The 22,144-nt window shown below is 42.8% G+C and carries 18 protein-coding genes, 1 pseudogene and 1 riboswitch; of the genes and pseudogenes, 4 read left to right on the plus strand and 15 right to left on the minus strand.

Annotated elements, in window-relative coordinates; genetic code table 11:
- Positions 1–117 precede the first annotated feature (117 nt).
- Positions 118–1,497, plus strand: coding sequence for an MFS transporter (locus GK047_RS17110; protein WP_163949224.1), 1,380 nt, complete (start codon positions 118–120; stop codon positions 1,495–1,497).
- A gap of 29 nt (positions 1,498–1,526) precedes the next feature.
- On the opposite strand, the gene GK047_RS17115 is transcribed toward GK047_RS17110, so the two are convergent.
- The 8 genes and pseudogenes from GK047_RS17115 to GK047_RS17150 all read right to left on the minus strand — a co-directional run bounded on the left by GK047_RS17115 (position 1,527) and on the right by GK047_RS17150 (position 10,289).
- The gene (locus GK047_RS17115; RefSeq protein ID WP_163949227.1) at positions 1,527–1,994 is read right to left on the minus strand and encodes a hypothetical protein; all 468 of its coding nucleotides are present in this window, start codon (positions 1,992–1,994) and stop codon (positions 1,527–1,529) included.
- A gap of 263 nt (positions 1,995–2,257) precedes the next feature.
- Positions 2,258–2,986: a polysaccharide deacetylase family protein gene (locus tag GK047_RS17120; protein ID WP_163949229.1), complete on the minus strand. Its 729-nt coding sequence runs from the start codon at positions 2,984–2,986 to the stop codon at positions 2,258–2,260.
- A gap of 96 nt (positions 2,987–3,082) precedes the next feature.
- Positions 3,083–4,630: a gluconokinase gene (gene gntK, locus GK047_RS17125; protein WP_205516837.1), complete on the minus strand. Its 1,548-nt coding sequence runs from the start codon at positions 4,628–4,630 to the stop codon at positions 3,083–3,085.
- Positions 4,631–4,663: 33 nt separating this feature from the next.
- Positions 4,664–6,025 carry a GntP family permease gene (locus GK047_RS17130; RefSeq protein ID WP_163949231.1) on the minus strand — a complete coding sequence of 454 codons (1,362 nt, stop codon included), beginning with the start codon at positions 6,023–6,025 and terminating at the stop codon, positions 4,664–4,666.
- A gap of 149 nt (positions 6,026–6,174) precedes the next feature.
- Positions 6,175–6,849: a GntR family transcriptional regulator gene (locus tag GK047_RS17135; RefSeq protein ID WP_163949234.1), complete on the minus strand. Its 675-nt coding sequence runs from the start codon at positions 6,847–6,849 to the stop codon at positions 6,175–6,177.
- Positions 6,850–6,955: 106 nt separating this feature from the next.
- Positions 6,956–7,855, minus strand: coding sequence for a phosphogluconate dehydrogenase (NAD(+)-dependent, decarboxylating) (gnd, locus tag GK047_RS17140; protein ID WP_163949238.1), 900 nt, complete (start codon positions 7,853–7,855; stop codon positions 6,956–6,958).
- 206 nt (positions 7,856–8,061) lie between these two features.
- Positions 8,062–8,723: pseudogene (locus GK047_RS17145) on the minus strand (glycosyltransferase).
- Positions 8,724–8,945: 222 nt separating this feature from the next.
- Positions 8,946–10,289 carry an aminotransferase-like domain-containing protein gene (locus tag GK047_RS17150; RefSeq protein ID WP_163949241.1) on the minus strand — a complete coding sequence of 448 codons (1,344 nt, stop codon included), beginning with the start codon at positions 10,287–10,289 and terminating at the stop codon, positions 8,946–8,948.
- Between the two features lie 230 nt (positions 10,290–10,519).
- Between GK047_RS17150 and GK047_RS17155 the strand changes: the two genes are divergently transcribed.
- The gene (locus GK047_RS17155; RefSeq protein WP_163949244.1) at positions 10,520–11,467 is read left to right on the plus strand and encodes a DMT family transporter; all 948 of its coding nucleotides are present in this window, start codon (positions 10,520–10,522) and stop codon (positions 11,465–11,467) included.
- A gap of 103 nt (positions 11,468–11,570) precedes the next feature.
- Positions 11,571–12,146 (plus strand): peptide deformylase, encoded by a 576-nt coding sequence (gene def, locus GK047_RS17160; RefSeq protein WP_163949247.1) that lies wholly within the window; start codon positions 11,571–11,573, stop codon positions 12,144–12,146.
- Between the two features lie 51 nt (positions 12,147–12,197).
- Here def and GK047_RS17165 read toward each other — a convergent pair whose 3' ends face one another.
- From GK047_RS17165 to GK047_RS17195, 7 genes are all read right to left on the minus strand, one after another.
- The gene (locus GK047_RS17165) at positions 12,198–12,392 is read right to left on the minus strand and encodes a hypothetical protein (RefSeq protein WP_163949250.1); all 195 of its coding nucleotides are present in this window, start codon (positions 12,390–12,392) and stop codon (positions 12,198–12,200) included.
- Positions 12,393–12,563: 171 nt separating this feature from the next.
- Positions 12,564–16,205: a collagen binding domain-containing protein gene (locus GK047_RS17170; RefSeq protein WP_163949253.1), complete on the minus strand. Its 3,642-nt coding sequence runs from the start codon at positions 16,203–16,205 to the stop codon at positions 12,564–12,566.
- Positions 16,206–16,781: 576 nt separating this feature from the next.
- The gene (locus tag GK047_RS17175; RefSeq protein ID WP_163949256.1) at positions 16,782–17,588 is read right to left on the minus strand and encodes a transglutaminase domain-containing protein; all 807 of its coding nucleotides are present in this window, start codon (positions 17,586–17,588) and stop codon (positions 16,782–16,784) included.
- Between the two features lie 13 nt (positions 17,589–17,601).
- Positions 17,602–17,692, minus strand: a riboswitch (cyclic di-GMP riboswitch).
- Positions 17,693–17,767: 75 nt separating this feature from the next.
- Positions 17,768–18,436, minus strand: coding sequence for a class D sortase (locus GK047_RS17180; RefSeq protein WP_163949259.1), 669 nt, complete (start codon positions 18,434–18,436; stop codon positions 17,768–17,770).
- Between the two features lie 226 nt (positions 18,437–18,662).
- On the minus strand, positions 18,663–18,851 hold the full coding sequence (locus GK047_RS17185; RefSeq protein WP_163949262.1) for a GapA-binding peptide SR1P: 189 nt from the start codon (positions 18,849–18,851) through the stop codon (positions 18,663–18,665).
- On the minus strand, positions 18,830–19,879 hold the full coding sequence (gene gap / locus GK047_RS17190; protein WP_240344010.1) for a type I glyceraldehyde-3-phosphate dehydrogenase: 1,050 nt from the start codon (positions 19,877–19,879) through the stop codon (positions 18,830–18,832). The genes GK047_RS17185 and gap overlap by 22 nt, the downstream gene beginning before the upstream one ends.
- 425 nt (positions 19,880–20,304) lie before the next feature.
- The gene (locus GK047_RS17195) at positions 20,305–20,916 is read right to left on the minus strand and encodes a TetR/AcrR family transcriptional regulator (protein ID WP_163949645.1); all 612 of its coding nucleotides are present in this window, start codon (positions 20,914–20,916) and stop codon (positions 20,305–20,307) included.
- Positions 20,917–21,506: 590 nt separating this feature from the next.
- Here GK047_RS17195 and pssA point away from each other — a divergent pair.
- Complete coding sequence (gene pssA / locus GK047_RS17200) at positions 21,507–22,016, plus strand: CDP-diacylglycerol--serine O-phosphatidyltransferase (RefSeq protein WP_163949265.1); 510 nt, start codon at positions 21,507–21,509, stop codon at positions 22,014–22,016.
- Positions 22,017–22,144: the final 128 nt, after the last annotated feature.

Here is a 22,144-nt window from a genome sequence, read left to right on the forward strand (position 1 = left end):
CTTGACAAAGTCAACCAAGATCCGTACATTGTACATTATAAAGATTTATGTTTACTAAGTATCCGGATACATACCCAGTTTACATAAAATACATAGAAATAGAGGAGGCAAAGAAACATGTCCAAAGCTCAAAGTATATTTGGTCCGAAATACATGGCCCTATCCATCGGCATCATACTAGCCGTTATGGCCGTCGGGTTTGAAGGATTAGCCGTAACTACAGTCGCTCCGTCCATAGCAAACGATTTAAACGGTATCAGCCTCTATGGCTGGATATTCAGCGCATATCTACTTGCACAAATTATTGGCACATTGGTCGTCGGTCGGCAAATTGACCGCAATGGACCTGCTTTAGCTTTTACCGTTGCTCTTCTTCTGTTTGCAACAGGATTGATCGTTGCAGCGCTTTCGAGCCACATGTACGTTTTAATTGGATCACGTGCCTTACAGGGCTTGGGTGCAGGAGCAATGATGACTTGCGTATATACAGCCATATCGTTAAGCTACCCCGATGAACTTCGCACCAAAATATTGGGTGCCTTTGGCACCGCCTACGTTTTGCCTTCGATGATCGGGCCTTACGTGGCTGGGGTAATTGCACAACAACTGTCTTGGCGCTTCATATTTTGGGGAGTCTTGCCATTCTTGCTTCTAGCAGCCCTCCTCAGCCTGCCTGTATTCAGAAAATTAAAAACACCTGATACGCGCGGAGGCGGAACAGGGTTTGGGGCCACTTGGCTCGCTATCTTATTAGCCATAGGTACGGGACTATTTTTGAGTGGCCTTGGCATGCTGCCTAAACCAATGGGGATCATTTTATTAGTTTTGGGTTTACTTCTAATGGTGCAACCCCTTCGCAAGCTGCTGCCTTCAGGTACGCTAGCTTTACGGAAGGGGCTGCCTTCAGTCTTAGCTTCCCGCGGGCTATTTTTCGCCGCTTATGTGAGCACGCAGAACTTTTTGGTGCTTGCCTTGACGGAGATAAAAGGAGTAGCTCCAGATGTAGCTGGATTAATTGTGGCAAGCGCGGCACTTAGTTGGTGTGCTGCTACCTATGTGCAATCTTACTGGGATACTCACGATAAAGGACAGGGACGCTATAAACGGATTTCAATCGGTGTGCTGCTGATCGCTATTGGAATTGCCATGCTCATCTGGGTTCCAGCGGTCAATCTAGTTATTGCCGTAATCGGTCAAATGATAACAGGCATCGGAATCGGGTTAGCTCATCCAACAAGCGGAGCAGTTGCGTTCACAAGTTCGGATGAAGAAGGGGCTGGGAAAGTTTCAGCTAACTTGCAATTTGCAGATTCGTTTACACCTGGTGTTGTCATCGGCATTGGCGGCGCAATTATCGCCATTAGTCAAGCAACCGGTTTGTCGATGGAAATTGGCATTATTGGCGCCATGACTTTTCAGTTTGTATTAATTCTTGTAAGCCTCCTTGCCAGCTTGCGGATTAAAAACAGTCAAACAAGTAGTAAATCAGAGCATTGATCCTGTTCGCTCTACGACAAATATCTTTCTTAATCTGTCCCTCCTATAACTGGGATGGCTGCATAACTAGGAGATGAGAGCTCGTTTTGCATTTTCTTAAAATGAATTTGTAGCGAACCAAAAAATGCTTTTCCCTGGTTGTAGTGAAGCTCACATTTATACCCATACGAACGGGATGCCGATTGCAGCGCTTTATAGCCTGGTAGCGCAATGACCAAAGAAATAATCCGTCTAATAATATGATTAGGCACCTTGGAAAACATCGTCGCGTATATCCCATCGGCAACCGATATAAAGCTAGGAAATGTAGGCTTGTTGAAGTGCGAAAGTGTGACGCAATCCGCGGCGATTACCAGCATCTCTTTGTTCAAGCGGTTTAAATTTATGGTGATGTCCTTGTAAAAATAAATACCAAAACCGATTTTGTTCGTTACGGGGTTCAAGCGTTTTTTCCATTTCAACCATACAGCTGCCGTATAAGTCTCGAGTTGATCCATACATGAATACCAGCGAATTAGCGATCTCAGCCTTTTTTTCATAAAGTGCTCCTTCGTTTCTATATGTTTACGTAATTTAGGTGTTTATTTTATTTGACTCTAGAACAAGACGGATTGTTCGCTAAAAACCATTGGTAAATGTAGGGAGTGACTGAAGCCTACAAAAAAAACGATCCTGAACGAACTAAAAAGAGAAGGAGCTGCATTCGTGGCTCCTTCTCTTTCATACTACTTTTGTTCCTAATACATGGTTAGATCATCGGTCATCTAACTTTGGCAGGAATCGCTTTTTTATAGTTTAACAGCTCTGAGACGGTAACAAATTTAAATCCCCTGTTTTTTAATTCCGGTAAAATTAACTTTAAAGCATCAATAGTCTGTGTAGGGCCTTCGACGTAATCATGAAATAAAACAATGTTCCCGTTTCTCGAATTTTTTAAAACGCGGTTCACAATTTTATCTACCCCTGGTGTGTTCCAATCTTTCGTATCCAACTGCCAAGTCCACATAATCATCTTATAGCCTTCTTGTTTCACCATTGCTACAAGATTTTCATTATAGAAACCGCCAGGAGGACGAAATAGTTGACAGCGGCGACCGGTTGTCTCATAAATAATTTCTTCCGCTTTGTTAATCTCTTTTTTTAAATTATTTTTTCTGCTCAAATAGGCATGACTATAGGTGTGATTTGCAAGCTCGTGACCTTCATTAACTTCTCGCTTGAGCAGGTCTGGGTTCATCTTCACTTTGTTGCCAACGACAAAAAAGGTCGCTTTCGCCTCATACTGTTTAAGTAGATCAAGAATCTGAGCCGTGTACACAGGATGAGGTCCATCATCAAAAGTTAAGGCAATCACCTTCTCATCGGTCATTATTTCCCAGACCACTTCTCCGCGATTCTCATAATAGGCCCGATCCTTTTTATTCGGTGCTGCGGTAGCGACAGATTGAAACGCCAATAAAAACACGACTACAGTTACAAAAATTCTCATTATGCCTCCCAGTCCTATGTGTAGGTAAAGTTAGGATGCTCCATTCTTCCTAAATTAACCCTACCTATCACGAAAAAAATTGGGAATTTCATTCCTTTATTTGCTGAAAATCTTTTGTTGGAAGTTAGCTATCGCCTCATATTCCTCTTCAAGCTTGCGTGAAATCTGGATATAAATCGGCAGCAGCTCATGATAAATTTCAGCATTCCCTTTTATAGGTTTGTGTTCATGCGTAGCTCCAACCATAGAAGACACCTTTTCAAGTGAATCGATTTTGCCGATTGCAAATAAACCAAGCACCACCGCGCCTAGGCATGAACTTTCGAAACTCTCAGGGATTACGACATCCTGATCAAAAATATCAGCCATCATTTGCCGCCATAAGGGGGCACGGGCAAACCCTCCCGTCGCCTGGATCTTCTTGGGGCGTCCAATACGTTCCTCCATCGCTAACAATACCGTGTACAAGTTGAAAAGCACGCCTTCAAGAACAGCACGTATCATGTGTTGCTTCTGGTGATGCATCGTTAGACCGAAGAAGGAACCTCGGGCATTGGAATTCCATAGCGGTGCACGTTCGCCTGTTAAATAAGGATGAAAGATCAATCCATCAGACCCTGGCGTAACCTTAGCAACGATTTCCATCAGCAGGTCATACGGGTCGATCCCTAGGCGCTTAGCTGTCTCTACTTCCGATGCGGCAAATTCATCCCTCGCCCATCGCAGCAGCATACCGCCGTTATTGACCGCTCCGCCGATAACCCAATGCTTTTCTGTTAACGCATAACAGAAAATCCTCCCCTTCGGGTCGGTCACAGGTTTATCGACAACCGTTCGAATCGCGCCGCTCGTACCGATCGTCGCGGCGACAACTCCCGGCTCAATCGCATCCACGCCAAGATTAGAGAGCGCGCCATCGCTGGCCCCAACAATAAAGGGAGTCGAGACTGAAAGTCCCATTTCTTCCGCAAAAACCGCATTCAACCCTTTCAACGCATAGGTTGTGGGTACAAGCTTAGATAGCTGGTTTCTCGTAATGCCTGCAATGTCTAGAGCCTCTTCATCCCAATCCAACTTCTCAAGATTCATCATCCCCGTTGCTGAGGCAATGGAGTAATCGATAACATACTCGTTGAATAACTTGGCGAACACATATTCTTTGATCGAAATGAATTTGCTTGCCCTTTGAAACAGATACGCATGATCATGGCGAAGCCACATTAATTTGGGCAGCGGAGACATTGGATGAATCGGTGTTCCTGTTCGCAAGTAAATGGCATGTCCGTTCATATCGCGCTTTAAACGCTCAGCCCAAGCGGCACTTCGGTTGTCTCCCCAAGTTATGCATCGTGTGAGCGGCTTACCCTCATTATCAACAACGATGACACTGTGCATGGCAGAGCTAAACGAGACGAACATTATTTGTTCCTGCCTAGCTCCACTCTGAACCATAACGCGCTTCACCGTTTGAACAACGGCCCGAAAGATTTGGTCAGGGTCCTGTTCCGCAACAGACGAAGTTGGTGTGTATAAAGGATAACCCTCGTCGGCCTTCGTCACAACCTTCCCGTTTTCTTCAAAAAGAACAGCTTTCGTGCTCGTTGTTCCAATATCAACGCCAATCATATACATAGGCTGGCTCAATGGATGCACCTTCTTTCCTTGAGAATTGTTCTCCTAAACCACCAAGCTGAGGAGAAGAATGAAAATCAATCCAACAACAGATAGAATCGTTTCCATTACCGTCCATGATTTCAGGGTTTGCGGTACGCTCATATTAAAAAATTCCTTAACCATCCAGAACCCTGCATCATTCACATGCGAAAGAACAAGCGAACCTGCACCTGTAGCTAAAACAACCAGCTCGATATTCGCATTAGGATTCAATGCGAGCACAGGAGCCACGATACCAGCCGCTGTTGTCATTGCAACGGTTGCCGAGCCCGTTGCTACACGTATCAGGGCAGCCACAAACCAAGCGAATAAAATAATATTCACGTGAGCCTCTGTAGCAATCGCAGCGATTGCTCCACCAACACCACTATTAATTAAAACTTGCTTAAAAGCTCCGCCGCCGCCAATGATCAGGATGATCGTAGCTGTCGGTGCCAAACACTCGCTTGCAAAACGGGACACCTCTTCTTTCTTAAAGCCTCTGGCAAAGCCAAGAGAAAAGAAGGAGAAAACGACTGCAATTAAAAGCGCAATTATTTCGTGCCCAATGAATGCGCAGAACTGTGTTAAGCCGCTCGTTGCTTTGGGGTCGATGATGTTTGCAACAGATCCAATTAACATTAAAATGACGGGTAATAAAATCGTAAACAATGTAATTCCAAATCCCGGGAGCTCACGATTTTCCTTCGACGCGAATTGCTCAGCCAAATTGGCCGGCGGCTCTACTAAGATTCGCTTGCCAATAAATTTTCCAAAAAGAGGCCCTGCAATAATCGCAGTAGGTAACCCAACAAGGATGGAATACAAGATTGTTTTGCCTAAATTAGCTTTGTATGCGTCAATTGCAATCATAGGCGCTGGATGAGGCGGGACGAGCCCATGAACCGTTGAAAGTCCCGCCAAAACGGGAATACCTATTTGCAGCAACGACATTTTCGTTTTTCGCGCGACGATGAACACAATTGGAATTAGCAAAATAACCCCAACCTCAAAAAATACCGGGATTCCAACAATAAATCCCACAATCATCATCGCCCAGTGAACTCGCTTCTCGCCAAATTTATCGACAAGCGTTGTAGCGATTTGCTCTGCGCCCCCGGACTCTGCCATCATTTTACCAAGCATCGTACCTAAACCAATAACAATAGCTATCGTTCCTAATGTACCTCCAAGTCCACCTGTAACCGCTTTAATAACATCCGCAGGCTTCATGCCCGCTAGAAATCCTAAAAACAAAGAAGAGATGAGTAACGTTACGAAGGGATTCCATTTATATTTTGCGATTAGCACAATTAGAAAAACAATGGAAATTAACGCCCACAAGATCAACGTTACATTATGACTAAGGCCAAAAATAGTGTTCATCCAGAACTTCTCCTTTTTTTTTACCTTCGGTAATATTCACTGTCACAGCATTCCCATTTTGGATCGCTTTAACTAGCTTATTTTCTTTGCATTGTATACTTGTCGACAAGAATTTCGAAACTTAATGATTGCGGGAATTAGCACGATTTTTAAGGTAAACTACTATGTAGCGTTTTGTTTGAATCTGCAAAATATTCCCTAACCACTCTTTGAATAACCGTTACATCCTTTGACTCCAGCGCCTCTACAATCACTCGATGTTTATCGATAACTGTAATGAGCTTATGTTCTCCCTCTGAGAACACTTCTTCGGTTGTAATTAGCATCACCGTCAGTACAATATGGCGAATACTTTTCCACAAATGCAAGATTCTCGCATGCTTGGCTTCTACAATAATAGCCTCATGAAAGCAAAAGTCTAGGTATGAAAACTCTACAATATCATTATGCTTAACGGATAATTCCATTTTATCTATGTTTTGCTTCAAATTATTGATCAACGATGAATGGCTTCCGGCTGCCAGACGCTGCTGTGCGAAGCTCTCGATTAAATACCGAACATCATAAAGCTCCTCAACGTCCTGCAAGCTTAATCCGATAACAATAGCTCCCATCCTCTCCAAACGAATGAGTCCCTCGTTAGATAACGTTTTCAATGCTTCTCTCACCGGGGATCTGCTGGTACCGAAGTCAGCAGCAACCCGATTCTCAGATATGACCTCACCTGGTTTGAACGTTCCATTAATAATTTGCAGCCTTAATTCGCAGGCAATCGTTTCCCCAAGGGAGACTCCTTGCAACCAGGCAGAAGGATAACTCTTCATGACTCAACTCTCCTATATAAACCAAATTCGGATTATTCAATGTGATAGATAGTATTGATTTTAGCACATATTCACCGAACGATTCTATGAGAAGAATTGCTTTGTATTACTCATTCCGGACAACCGCATGGCCGCCAAATTCATTGCGCAAGGCTGCAACAACTTTGCCATGAAAGGTATCATCTTCAAGCGAACGATATCTCATTAGCAGGGACATTGCAATAATAGGGGTACTTACTTCCAAATCAAGCGCCGTCTCAACCGTCCATTTGCCTTCGCCAGAACTTTTCATTACGCCTCGAATGCCTTCCAATTTTGGATCTTTTGAAAATGCTCGTTCGGTAAGTTCCATCAACCAACCTCTAACAACAGAGCCATTTGACCATACCCGGGCAACTTCTTCATAGTTGAAATCAAATTGACTTTTGGACAACAGCTCGAATCCTTCGGCGATGGACTGCATCATCCCGTATTCAATACCATTGTGGACCATTTTCAGAAAATGACCGCTGCCATGATTACCAGCATATAAATAACCTTTATCGACAGCTATTCCTTGAAATAATGGCTCAATAGTTGCAAAAGCTGCTTTATCGCCGCCGACCATAAAGCAGCCTCCGTTAGCCGCACCTTCTGTGCCACCTGACGTTCCAACATCGAAAAACTGGATGCCGCTCTCTCTCAACTTCTCCGCGCGAGCAATGGATTGTTTATAGTGGGAGTTACCCCCATCAATGACGATATCTCCTTGATCCAATAGCGGAATAAGGGTATCAATGACATGATCCACAATGTTACCCGCCGGAACCATCATCCAGACAACCCGAGGAGTCGCTAGCTTTGAAACTAGCTCTTCTATGGCCATAGTAGATACCGCGCCTAGCTGCTCTAGCTTCTTTCCTGGCTCAGGATTAACATCATAAACAACCACTTGATGCTGTTGGAGCAGTAAATTTTGCACCAGATTAAAACCCATTTTACCAAGACCTATCATACCTAGCTTCATATGGCTCACCTCTTTACGTCTACATGTATACTTGTGTACAAGTTTGTTATTTCATATTACTGCTTCCACAGGAATCTGTAAATATAAATTTGTAAGCGTCAAGCAATCCAGCCATAGAGCAGTGTTAGGGAATTTATTCCACTGCACTATCATCATGCGTTCATAGCAAGTATCCTTGATGATAGCGCAGTGGAATAGCCTTGATTTTATTTAAACTGCTTGGGAAATTGTTTGATAATCCCATCTGTAAGAACATCCGAAAGCATGATCATATGTTCCTCGCCTTTGTCGAAAGCGTTGATCTCCGCATCCCAATTTTTTTGAGCCTTGCGGTGAGATCATCCGTCACGAATTGTAAATGGGTGTGCAATAGGTCCTTTAATTGATTATTAGACCAATTTGGATTTGCCTGACTAAGAAATTGAGCAATGTCATCTGCATTTCTATACCACTCTTTATTATAAGTTTCTACCTCTGCCTGATTATCACTTTTTGCTGCTGTCACTATTTTTCCAGCAATTAGAATATGCTCTTTCAGAAGTTCAGCCAGTTTATTGCCTGCAGCATCACCATAATAGGGCTTAATTGCATTTCCAATATCCTGTTGATTTTTCAAAAGCCTTGCCAGCACTTTGTCTTGATCATCGGAACTTGAAACGGCGCTTACGATGTAGTTTTTAGTCCATACCACATGATCTACCCAAAGCTTCCTTAGATCCCCTTTAAGCTGTGTCATCGATAAACTTATACATGGCTTATTCTTCTCAGCAAGCACTTGCTTTTCTTCTGTTGCCCCAACCCTTAGTGGGGTCAAACTCAATGTTAGACATATACTTAATACGGTCAACTTGAGAAACTGCTTTTTCATGATATCTTCTCCCTGATGTTTGGATTTGAGCACTCTGTGATATTTTGGACATTTCAAATGATTTCATGCAGAAAGAGAGATTTTCATTGTTGTGAAATATACTGGAAATAGCATAACAGCAACTCGTCGTATAGCGCATGTGCCAGCAGAAAACATCGGCCTATCCTGTGATAATTAATTTGGAAGGCAGTGGATGGGGGAACCACGGCTTACACTCGCAGTTTACCATCTGCTCCCCCGCGTCACTTCCTCCACGATTGCCTTAACCCCGTCATCAATCTGTGCAGACTGGGCCCGAGAAATGCTGATCCGCAAAAACTTCTCACGCTCCGGGTAGTCCAATAAATAAAACGGTTTACTGGACACGACGTTAACATCCCTCGCTGCAAGCCGCTTAGTCAAACGATCCAAATTCACTGTTCGCGGCAGCTTAAACTGCACGTAAACACCTGAGCTAACACTCGCCACTTCAAGCGTTCCGGCACTGTTGTGTCGTTCCACAGCCTCATTCAATGCGCGAATCCTTGCCGTGTATTGGCTGCCTATTTTGATCTTATGCCGCTCATACATGCCGTTTTTGATATATACTTCAAGAGCAGCCTGAGACAAAAGCGAGGAATCACCATAGGTTTTATAGGTATTAAAAGTCTTTATCAGCCGTTCCGGCAAAACAGCAACACCTAAGCGCAAACCAGGAAAAATGATTTTCGAGAAGCTCTTTAAATACACCACATGCGAGGTCCGGTCATACGTATATATCGGATCGAAATGTCGCTCTACGCCCAAGTCAGCCATATAATCGTCCTCGACGATATATACATCGTACTTAGCTGCCATCTTGGCGATCGCCTTCCTTTCATCCGCGTTGTACGAAGTACCCAGTGGATTGTGATATCTGGACATGGTGTAAAAAAATTTGATTTCACAGCTTCTAAACTTCTCCTCCAGCTCAAGTAAATCAATCCCCTGCGCTGTGCGAGCAACCCCCTGAACGGGTACTCCTGCCGCTTCCAAAAACCGCAAATAAATATCGTAACTCGGCTGTTCCACCAATACCGTCTCCTTCCCGTTAGGAAACGGCATTTTTGCTAAAATTTCCAGCGCTTGCTGGACGCCTGATGTAACGATAATCCGTTCGGATTTCGCGAACACTTGATCACTCGCCAAATGGGAAACCAGCGTTTGACGCAGCGTTCCCAGCCCTTGTGAATCACCATAAGTAAACAGGTCGTACTTGTATGTATCAATCGCTTTATTCAAACAATGTTGGAAATCCAAATAGGGAAACAAGTGCAAATCTGGCGACGCAGAGGTAAAATCGATCGTTTTACTATCTGTCTTAGTCAGCCAGTCTCCTGGCTTCTCAACAACGTAAAAGCCGCTTTGCGGGACTGAGTAAATGGCGTGACGTTTCTCCAATTCTGCGTACGCTCGTGTGATCGTGCTGACGCTGCATCCATAGAACTCGGCAGCGCTTCGAACGGAAGGAAGCTTCTGGCCGGATCTCAGATGTCCCTCCCTAATTTGTTGTTCCATATCGGATAAAATCGAAAAATATTTTTTCATCCTGCATTCCCCCGTTTAGACTCACCTAGATGCAGACAAAATCTAAAATCTATTTATAATGACGCTGTTTCCGTTTTCTATTATTTCATCATATTTGATCTTTGCCAACTGTATCGGTACAATTCATCCAATTAGCCATTGTTTGGATCTGTGTTCTGACATACCTTTAATATAACGGATGAGGCGTTAGCGAATGTGCTCCCGATTATTGAAAAGAGGTAGATGTTATTATGAACTCAAAAGGTTTGAAGTTAGCCTATTTTTTTGCCATACTGAATGCTGTAATTATCGGATTTTCGTTTTTGTTTACGAAGATGGCGCTCCAAAATGCCCAGCCGCTCGACACGCTGACCTACCGTTTTGCCGCTTCGTTTATAGTCTTGTCAATCCCAGTGGCATTCGGGTGGGTTAAGCTTAATTTCCGCGGCAAGCCTTTATATAAAGCTTTGCTGTTGGCAAGCATGTACCCACTGGGGTTCTTTACGCTCCAGACGTTTGGGCTGCAACACGCCACCTCTGCTGAAGGAGGCATTCTATATGCGTTCACGCCTGTCGTAACGATGCTGCTTGCTTCCATATTCTTGAAAGAAGCCACAACGATCTTGCAGAAGCTTTCGATCTTCTTGTCGGTTTTCGGTGTTGTTTTCATTTTTATCATGAAGGGAAGCAGTATCAATTTGTCGAATATGACGGGCATCTTCATGTTGTTCCTAACTTGCGTAGCTTTTGCCGGATACAGCGTTTTGGCTCGTTCGCTTTCGAAACAATTTAGTCCTGCGGAGATCACTTATTTTATGCTAGGAATCGGATTCGTCGTTTTTCTGGTCGTCTCGCTCACCGATCATGCGACTTCTGGAACGCTCGACCGCTTTTTCGCACCACTCGCCAGCGGCACCTTTATCGTGTCCATTCTCTTCCTTGGCATCGTGTCTTCACTCGTCACAGCCCTAACAGCTAACTACATCTTGTCCAAAATGGAAGCTTCCAAAATGAGCGTATTCACTAATTTATCTACGATCGTCTCCATGGCGGCCGGAGCTATGTTCCTCGGAGAAGAGGTTACTGTGTATCATCTGATTGGCTCGGTACTGATCATAGCTGGGGTAGTTGGAACAAATCGTTTAGGACGAAAGAAGGCAAGCGAGAGCATTCGTTTTGCAGAAAAAATAGAAGCGTGAATTTCCCTGCCATGCAGCATTTATATTGACGTAAAACCGAACATTTTTTATAATTTAGGTCGATCATCGATATAACTGTTAATAAAGGTGGCTTAGAATTACAATGAGAAAAGTCAATTCCTCCTTCATAACGATGAAGGATATTGTACGGGAAGGCGATCCGATCTTACGAAAGAAAACGAAGCCTGTACAATTTCCCTTATCGGACGAAGATTTTAAACGTGCTGAAAGTCTGCTGATTTTCTTGAAAAATTCTCAAGATAAACGAATGGCAGAAAAATATGATCTGCGGGAAGGCGTCGGCTTGGCAGCTAACCAGATTGGTTGGGATAAACAAGTATTTGCCGTATATTTCACGGATGAACAGGATAAACAGTTCGCCTATATTTTCTGTAATCCCAAGATCACCAGTCACTCCTCTGCCATGGTGTATCTTGAAGAGGGAGAAGGATGTCTGTCAGTTGATCGTGTTGTTAAAGGGTATGTGCCTCGCTATGAGCGAGTGACGATTCATGCATTTACCCCGGAAGGCATACCTTTTACACTCAAATTAAAAGGCTATGCAGCAGTCGTCATCCAACACGAGCTAGATCATCTGAATGGGGTGATGTTCTATGATCATATTAATAAAAAGGACCCTTCCCGACTGCCAGAAGTAGAATTCATTCGACCTTTATAGTTTCCGCTCACGACTGCCTTTTTAAGAAGGCAGTTTTTTTGTACCCGACCGTCAAAAAGCATGAACGCGATTACTCATAATCTTTTGCACCGTTTTTTGGTATTGTTCAGCTCTTACTACCATGGCCGCTAAGCTATTGAGAACCTCTTTAGCATCCTCACGATATTCCTCATCCCCAAAAATCCTATAAAGTGTCATGAAGTCATTATATTCATCCAACCATTCATTAAAGAAAGAAGATGTCATCACCGTCACCCCTTTATTTTCATGATAAGGCTGCAACATTAAACTATGATTAGAACTAGATTAACGGAATATATAGTTTGCCGCGATAACTTTTCGTTGAAAGCCAATAAAATCAAAAAATAGCCTGCCGGCATATTCCCGACAGACTGCTTTTTAGAAAAAACTGCTCACTTATTTACTCTTCCATAATCTCTTTCTCAGGATCACTCCTAGAAGGATTAAGGCGAAACCTGTTAATTGAATGTACAAATGACTGGTTTCCCCTGTTTTCGGAAGCGTTTGTTGTGGCGCTTCTTTCACAGAAGTAGTGCCTAGTGGTATTTCTTGGACGTCGATATCAACAAAAGTTTCTGTTTCATTTCCGTCCTTATCTTTTACAACGATGATGATTTTATCTTTACCAACATAGCCAGGGTTCGGCGTATATGTCCAACGGCCATCCGGATCAATTGTTGCCTTTCCATTCTCCGGTTGCTTGCTGATGGACGGAATGCCTCCAAGTGGCACATCAATGTCACCTTCAATAGGCGTATCCTGGTCCGTCGTTTTTTGCTCCCCAGATGGGGTTGGCGTCGGCGACGTTGATGGCGCAGGTGTTGCGCTCGGCGTCGGCGATGTTGATGGCGCTGGTGTTGCACTTGGCGTCGGCGATGTTGATGGCGACGGTGTCGCGCTTGGCGTCGGCGATGTTGATGGCGATGGTGTTGCGCTTGGCGTCGGCGATGTTGATGGCGACGTTGTTTCACTTGGTGTCGACGTCGGCGCTGGCGTCACTGATGGTGATGGTGACGGTGTCACTGATGGCGATGGTGACGGTGTCACTGATGGCGATGGTGACGGTGTCACCGGTGGTGTCACTGATGGTGTCGGTGACGGTGTCACCACCTTAAAGTTGGTTACATTCAGATTAAAGCCTGCAGTCGAATTGATCGTTACTGAACGTTCGTTTGAATCAAGCACATAACCAGATGGAGCCGATGTTTCTTTCACAACGTAGTCTCCAGCCAATAACTTCTTGAATACGACCGTACCCGTTGAATCCGTGGTCAGTGTGTTAATAAGCAGCTTCGTTGAACCTGTTTTACGGTACAATTCGAAGGTTGCTCCGCTAAGCAGCAAAGCACTATCCGCTGAATCGACTTTTTTAACGGTCAATGAGCCTCTGACACCGCTACCTGTACCAGATCCACTAGAGACACCAACAATAACGTCCTCAACCGTATCTTTAGTCACAGTAGTCACATTGCTGCCACTAAAGCTGACTTTATTCGAAACGGTGTCGCCGTTGTTGGCAACAATCAATGACTGGTACTCCAAAATGTAAGCCGTATCAATCTCTTTAAGGAAATTTAATTCAAAGGTTTGCTTGCCATTATCATCCGTTTTGATTTCCAACGTGAAATCCGTGCCTTTAATCAATTCTGATCCCTTGGACACATTTCCGTTAGTAGCAACTGTTGTCGCAAACAGATGGAACGTATTTGGCAGTAAGAGTTGATTACCTGTCGGTGTATCCACGATTTTCGCACCCGATACCGTAGATTGTCCGCGATTAATATTAATCGTCCAGTCAATCTTGTCTCCACTTTGCGTGCCCTTTTTATTCACATATTCTCCGCCTTGAGGAATGTTAACGGAAGCCGTTAAATGATTAGACACTGGATTAACTCCGTCCAATAATTTAGCCGTATTGTTTACTTTATTATCAATAAGTTTGCCTTCAAGGCTTGTATTAAAGACAATATAGTAGGGAGCAGAAATTGGTTTCAGGAACTTCACAACCAACTTATTATCACTGGTTACTGTGTAGTTATAGTAGGTATTATCAACTACTGAACCTTGTGACGGATCGCCGTTAGCTGGAATGTTCATGTTACGTAAAACAAGTGAGTTGTCGACCAATTTCTGATTGGACTCCAGTACATCCTCTACTAATGCACCTGCAAGAGTTTTGCTGTTGTAGTTGACTCCTACTGTCCAAGTAAGTTGTTTGGAAACAGCATTATAGGATCCACTTTTGAAACCGTTATTCTTCACTTCGTTCCTTGGAACAAAGGTTGCAGAGTCCGTTTTCCCAGCGGGAGAGCCCTCGGTCCAATCGATCTTAGCGCTATTATCGAAATTCGTTATGCCAGCTGTAACAATCCAATCATTATTGAATTCCGTCTTGTAGCTGATCGTAACGGGCCCGGTAAGCGTCTTATTGAAAGTTATTTTAAACCCTTGATCAATCGGAGTCGTGTTGTCCACTGAGTAGTCTGACGTACTCATTGGCGCACTCCCTTCATTTACGACCAAAGAACTAGGTATAAAATGAAGGCCTTTATTCGGGAACGTATCCGTCAATACAACATTACTCATCTGTTTGCTATCACCATTAATGGCAATCTTCCACGCAACCGTTTTGGCTTGGTAATCTGCTGCACCCACACTCTTGACAATTACTACTTGATTAATAACTTGAGTGCCAGTACCAGTATTACTGCTACCAGAAGTAATCTTGTTTGTTATGGTTTCATCGTTAATAACACGATTATTCGCCTTCGTTTGGTACGTAATTTTGTAAGCTGAAGAAATCGTATTGCCGAACTGCAGCTTGAATCCCTTTTGGTTAGGAGCGGATGCCGTACTCACCGTATACTGACTATTAGACAATTCACTGCCTAAGGTTTCAACACCGGCGGAGTCCAACGTAACCGGAAACACATGAACAGATCCTGCAACTAATTCTTGGGAATCATTGAACAAATCTGTCAATACAGCTGCTGCCTGTGCAATTGTTTTCTCATTATAATTGTATTTAATTGCCCATTCTATGGTCTGTGTACTTGGATCATACGCTGTTGACGTTTTATCCAAAGCACTTCCATGCTGCACTGAGACGGTTGCAGAAGCGTCAACAGGAGCTTTGTTGCCACCTTCAAACGTTGCCTTGTTGACAAAAGATACTTTGTCAACGTCAGTGACTGGTGTCGTAAATTGAATACGGTAGGCAGTTACAATAGGACTGTCATTAAAGCTGACTTTAAGAACATTACCCGTCGTTTCCACGGCATACTTACTAGGATCAACCAACGCGCCCTGGTTCACTGTTCCATTCAAATTAACATCTAGATCATACACCGCAACGGTAACTGGAACTGATAGTCCGCTAGGAATCGGGTCCGTTACGACCGCGTTCTGAACGGAATCTAGCGCTTTGTTCACGTCAACGGTCCAATCGATGTTTTTGGCATTAAAGCCCTGAGGCACGCCGCTCTTGCCAATTGTTGAAGTCACATTCGGTTTGAAATTAAGGGTGAAAACTTGTTCACCGCTGTTAATCGGAATTTTGATGATTTGCTTCGTGCTGCCTATAATCTTGGTTTTATCGAATTCCGTCTTGAAAGTCAGGATGCCGTGTACATTATTATGGCTTTCGATGTAGTTATTAAAAGTCATGAGCACTTGATGATTAGCTACATTAACACTAAATGTTCCTACATCCTCATCATCAATCACAAGAGGTCCACTTATGTTATTAAAAAGTAAAAACTCTTGTGGCAATGTAAATGTAAATACATCACCATTATGGTATCCATGATTATTTGGCAGAGACCACGTATAATCCAATTGTACTTTGGAACCCTGCTCATACACGTTACCTGTAACAACTTGACCCGCATTATTGTATACAGCCATGTACACGCTATCGATGATATTACCTGAAATCGTAGTAGCTGCATTCGCTGGCGTCAAAAAACTGAATCCATACAAGCTCTGCATGAAAACCAAAAGCGCAATCAACAAACTACTTGTTTTTTTCTTCAACATTGTGTTTAGTGCCTCCATTCCTAATTCATCATGAATGAAGTCAATTTCATAATTCCAATCATTACATGAGTGGATATTTCACATTCTCCGAACTAACGGAGCCCTTGAAACATCCAGATTATGAAGAGTCTTCTCTTTTCTACCTTCAAAATCTAATCTGATTAAAAGAATAGAAGTATGAAATTGACTCTGTTGTACATTTTTTCTCCCTATTGGCTTGATCAGAAGCGTCGTTCCTCCCAAACCCCAATCCCACTCCTCCCCTTCGTTGATTCGAATTGCTTATATTTACCAAGAAGGCACATCTTGTATTTTAGAGCGTGAAGCTGAACAGTTTCTGAACAACTTATGAACAACTTTCGTATACTATTATATAAATCCAAATCCAACCTACATAAAACTTCTTTTTCTAAATAGAAATACTATTGTTCTAGAATGACCGCACTTACGCGTTCACCAATTTCGACCTCAGACTACCGATAGGTTGTTGGTTGAGCAAATGCAAAAAAGCCTACATTTAGTTTCAAATGTAGGCTTTTTTATACTGCACTCCATATTGGAAGCAGACCGTATAATTTAATAAAATTTTGTGATCGTGTAGTTCGATGCATCCTTGATCATTGGCGTTTCTTCTCCGCCTTGTACACGAGCAGCATCATACGTGGTATCGATAGTAACCCATTCCCCACTATCTTTTAAGAAAACTTGGTTCCAAGCATGATAAGTATTCGGAGCATGTACTTCATAACCCATTACCAATCGAGTTGGAATCCCTTCACTTCTAGCCATAGCAGCAAAGGTAGCTGCGTAATCATAGCAGATTCCCTTCGAATCATCGAAAACTTTATTCAGATCAGGGATATAGCCAGCTTCAACGCTTTCAGCTTTATCATTGTCGTATTTATATTTTTCAGTAATGTATGAATAGATAGCAGTAACTTTATCTTTATCCGACTCGGTACCTACGATTAATTTTTTTGCCTCAATAACAGCCTTTGTTTCATCATTCCAATCAATTAGTGGAATGGATTGCACAAACACTTCATTTTCGTTCTCCAGCTTAACATCTATGTTTTCTTGCGCGATTACTTTATATTTATTGTTGCTCACTGATTCGGCAATCAGGATATTGTAACTCCCATCACCTAACTGCAAAGGGTATTGGGCCCCACCCACTAGGTTATAGTCGTACCTAACGTTCCCCTTAGTAATTCGGACGATAGCTTTCGTTCCTTTACCATTCTCATAATTGACTGTAATGATTCCCTTATCCAAAGAGCTCTTATCTACCAAGGATTGAGCGGACGCGGCATAGGTTCCTTTCGGTGCAAGAATGAGAAAAAGCGCCACAATCATCGTCATTAGCAAGGTTTTTTTATACACAAAAAACTCCCCTTTCGGTATCTGGCTGCCATCTTAGCAGGTATGCTAAGGAAGGCCCTTTAGTTTTGCGTCTCTAGCTTTCGCTAGATTTGCCTTTATCGGTGGAAAGCACCGAAATCATATTTTTTTATATGCGTATCATAGCATAGGCTTGTCTGTTTTACTAGACAAATTATTCCTTACTTTTCTACTAACTTCGCTTTAACTATAATACGATGAGTCGGGTTTTCCATAGGATGGCAGGTAATCAACGTAATCTCTTGATCCTTACCATTGCCTTTCAGTACCCAAACATCTTCAGGGAGAACATATAACTTATCCTGTACCTTATACCAATACTGTTTGCTCCCGGTATCTACTTCGATCATATCACCGACCGCGACTTCATCCAGTCTATTAAAATTCTTGCCATAGGTCAGATTCCTATGACCGGCAATCGCATAATTACCGACAGCTCCTAGTTTGCCTGTGTTCGCAATGCTAGCAACCGATAGCTTCATATTATCAACTGTTGCATCCTTAAGAATCGGAAGCTTCAGATTAATCTTATCAATAATCAAAACACCTTCAACATTTTTCTGCATCATAGAAGCTACTGATGTTGTAGGCTCTGCGCTCAAAGCAACCGGCTGGCTATGTACAGTCGCCCCATCAACAGGAATAGAGGAGGGAACCTCTGAAATACGCTCCGTCTCGGATGCTGCTTGGTCAATATGCTGCAAATTTTCTTGCCATTGCTTCAAAATTCTCTGCTGTTGATAGCTTTCATAGCGATCATTCAGCGTCGGATACAGCAAAATAATAATCCCAAGGAAGATGCACACCAGTGAAAGTGTTCTTTTTGTCATCAGGAATTCCTACCTTTGTCTGACCTAAATTGATTTCTAATGGCTCATTATACGCCATAATCGATTCAAAATCCATATGAGCAACAACCGCGTCGTTAGAAAATTAACGGAATTGAGTTTTATGTATTTAAACCGAATAGCTAGCTGGTGAATCGAACAAAATAAGGGGCAAATCGAAATCAAATTCGAATGCCCCCGTTCTCGTATGCTTGATAGAGCTTCCTAATTAATGCATCATCATCTGTTTACCATCTTGTTCATTACTTCTGCAAACAACTTTGTCGCAAAGGCTATAAAATTTCTTAACACCGTTGGTCGGTAACGTTGCAATCACTTCATTGCACGATTTACATAGGATAACACCAAGATCATGCTGATGAACCGCTTCCAATTTTATATTGTTTGTGTTAGACATTTCGCTTCCTCCTTTAGTTGAGTGCTTTCCGCACGAGATACATAGGCTACAAAATCGATGACACGGCTTGCATAGCCCCACTCGTTGTCATACCATGCCAACAGCTTGATCTGGTCTTCCTGCGTCATAATACTGAGTCCATCAATAATGGCTGATTTATCATTTCCAATATAATCGGCTGATACAAGCGGCAATTCATTATAGTCCACGAACGTACCTAATTGGCCCGCGATTGCCTGCTTGATAGCCAGTTTCACTTCATCTACCTTCACTTTGCGGCCTACTACAACTTGAAGGTCCAACAGCGAAACGTCCTGCGTAGGCACACGGATCGAGACGCCTTGAATATGCGGAGCAAGATGCGGTAGAACATCGATAAGCGCTTTACCGACCCCTGTCGAAGTCGGGATAATAGAATTCGTGCAGGCCCTCGCTCGGCGAAGATCTTTATGCGGGTTATCCATATGATTTTGATCATTGGTGAACGCATGCACCGTTGTCATCCATCCTTGCTTGACGCCAAAATCCCTGTCCAGAATTTGTAAAACAGGCGCGATGCAGTTCGTTGTACAAGAGGCTACAGACAGTACACGATGCAGTTTGTGATCATACTTCGCTTCATTGACTCCCATAACCACCGTCAAGTCCATGTTAGCACCTGGCGCTGTAATCAAAACCCTCTTTGCTCCAGCAAACAAGTGTCGTTCTGCCCCATGACGATGATTGAACTTTCCAGTTGCATCTACGACCAATTCCACGCCATAGTCCTCCCATGGCAGCAAATCTGGCTCTCTTTCAGAAATTACGGATATCCGCTGTCCATTAATGATCATCAAGTTATCATTTAACACTTCGATGTTCGCGTCCCAAGTACCATGAACAGAATCATATTTCAACAGATGGGCCAACACATGAATAGGACTTGTTGAGTTAATCACCTTTACTTCGAAATCAGATTGCTTCTCAGACAAAGCTTTTCTCAAACAAAGTCTTCCAATTCTTCCTGTACCGCTTATGCCTACTCGCATCTGTATCCCCCAAATCATCATTTAGTATGTCATAAATATAGCAAATTTTTAAATAAACCACAATATATAAATTAAAAAACATTTTAAATTTAATAAAAAAACGTTAATGTAAAATAAACGCAGTATATATGATGTCATATTCGCATGTGATACCATGAATCGGCGAAATATGTCTTTTTTCACATTGATGTTGAACTCATAATTAATCTCAATATCGTGCAATGTGAATACATCAAAAAAACTACCCGAATTACTTTGTCGAGCGCAAAGTAATTCGGGTAGTTTTTGTAAACTATAGTTAGAACACGATCATTAGGCTATCCTATTGATTATACTTAAGCTGGCCAAAATTTCAGTGTTTGTTTTTGAAAAAATTTACGTAGAAGCTAGGTGAGATCTTTGGCCGTTCTTTCCATCCAGTTCATTTACATGTCTCTGCCAGACTTTTGAACAACAGTGCCATAAAGAAATACTTTGAACGCTTTGCGATAGATGCTAATCGCATCCTTGATTTGAGAACGCTTGGACATTTCACCAAGCCCCATGAGTAGTGCCTCTAAAATAAAACCGAGCGTTCTGGTATCGTCCGACTTCAGTTCGCCTGCGTCTATGCCTTGTTGCAGCATCCGTTGGTTAAATTCAATATGCTCGGAGATATACTTGATTACTTCATCTTGCACATCACTTTTTTCCCATTCGCTGCTTAGGAACTCATCTGCCGCTTTGGTTAGAGGATGATTCAGATCGTTAGCAACGAGATGTTCCGCAAGCCCGTACAGTTTTTCTTCAACCGTAGCATACAAATGTTCCTTCTCAACCCACTGCGCCTTCCATTCCCGATCCCACTCGTCCACTAAATGCAGGAAGAGCCCCTCTTTACTTTTAAAGTGATAATAAATATTTCCTTTACTGCTTCCGGTAGCGGCTACGATATCCTCGATGGAGGTCGCTGCATACCCTCTTTGTGCAAACAAGGTTCTCGCGGCTTCAGCTATCTTATTTTTAGTTAGCTCACTCTGTAGCTGCTTTTTATTCATCATTTTCATCTCCTGTTCAGCTTCTGGCCAATAACTATATGTGTTGATACTCGCTTAGTATCATTTTTCCGCTTTACGAATCGGACCATCTGTCACTTCTTTATTTTATACCGAACGTTATTTTTGTATTCTAACAAACCAAATAACCCGATGCAACTATGAAAAGATGTGCTAAACTCGACCCGCTACAACTGCATTTTATACGTAAAAGTGCTTTTCCATGAGTCAGCCCGCCCACTTATCCAACCGCATTTACTTTTAAAGAATGTCCGCGCATGATCGAACCTTCTGATCCCCCAAAATTTACAACGCATCCTTCATAAAAAGCAAATTCGATCCAGGTGCTACAGCGCCTCCACAGAGATATACAGTAGACTGTCTCTCATGAAACTTGAAAAAATAAAACAAGCCATTTATACTCATACTGAACGAACGGTCAGTATGAGCTCGATAGATAAGAGGAGAATGAGAATGTCATTGCTAGTAGAAACTGGGACTTCCTATGTTTATTGCGTTCATAATGAGCATGTTCTCACTTTTGAAATTATTGATATTTGGGAAGTAACGTTTCGTAGATGGAGGGAAATTAAATGAAATGGATACCAGCTATGCTTTCATTGAGCAATTTGTGCTGCGGTGTGATCTCAATAATATTAGCATTTTCTGGTCTAACAAGTGTAGCGGCACTCGTTGTCCTTCTAGGTATGCTTTTTGATTTGTTGGACGGGTACGCCGCACGTAAGCTACTGGCGGAGAGCCTATTTGGCAAATCTCTTGATTCGCTCTGCGATATTATTACATTCGGGGCCGCCCCTGCGCTACTTAGTTACGTCGTGGCTCTTCATAAGTTACCTTTTTGGGGCGCTGCAGCAACCGGATTGTTTCTAATTTGCGGAGCACTAAGACTTGCGCGTTTCAGCATCCAGAAGCAGCAGGCACGAGGCTTTGTTGGTATGCCGATTACGTTTGCTGGAGGCGTTCTAACGGTATATGCATTATTTGCAATCCACCTGCATGTAATCCTGTCTGTATTCGTCATTATCCTACTTAGCTGCCTTATGGTATGTACGATCAGATTTCCTAGCTTAAAGGTTACTTGAGAGAAGGGGGAGTCTGAATTGAATGAGTTGGATTGGGCATTGTCGGACTACCCGTGCCGGACGAAATCCTAATTGTATTTGTCACAGAATAATCTCTGATTCCCTGTCTTCCGAAAATATTCTAAAAT

The sequence above is a fragment of the Paenibacillus sp. SYP-B3998 genome, assembly GCF_010820665.1.
In the GTDB taxonomy this organism is placed as follows: Bacteria; Bacillota; Bacilli; order Paenibacillales; family NBRC-103111; genus Paenibacillus_E.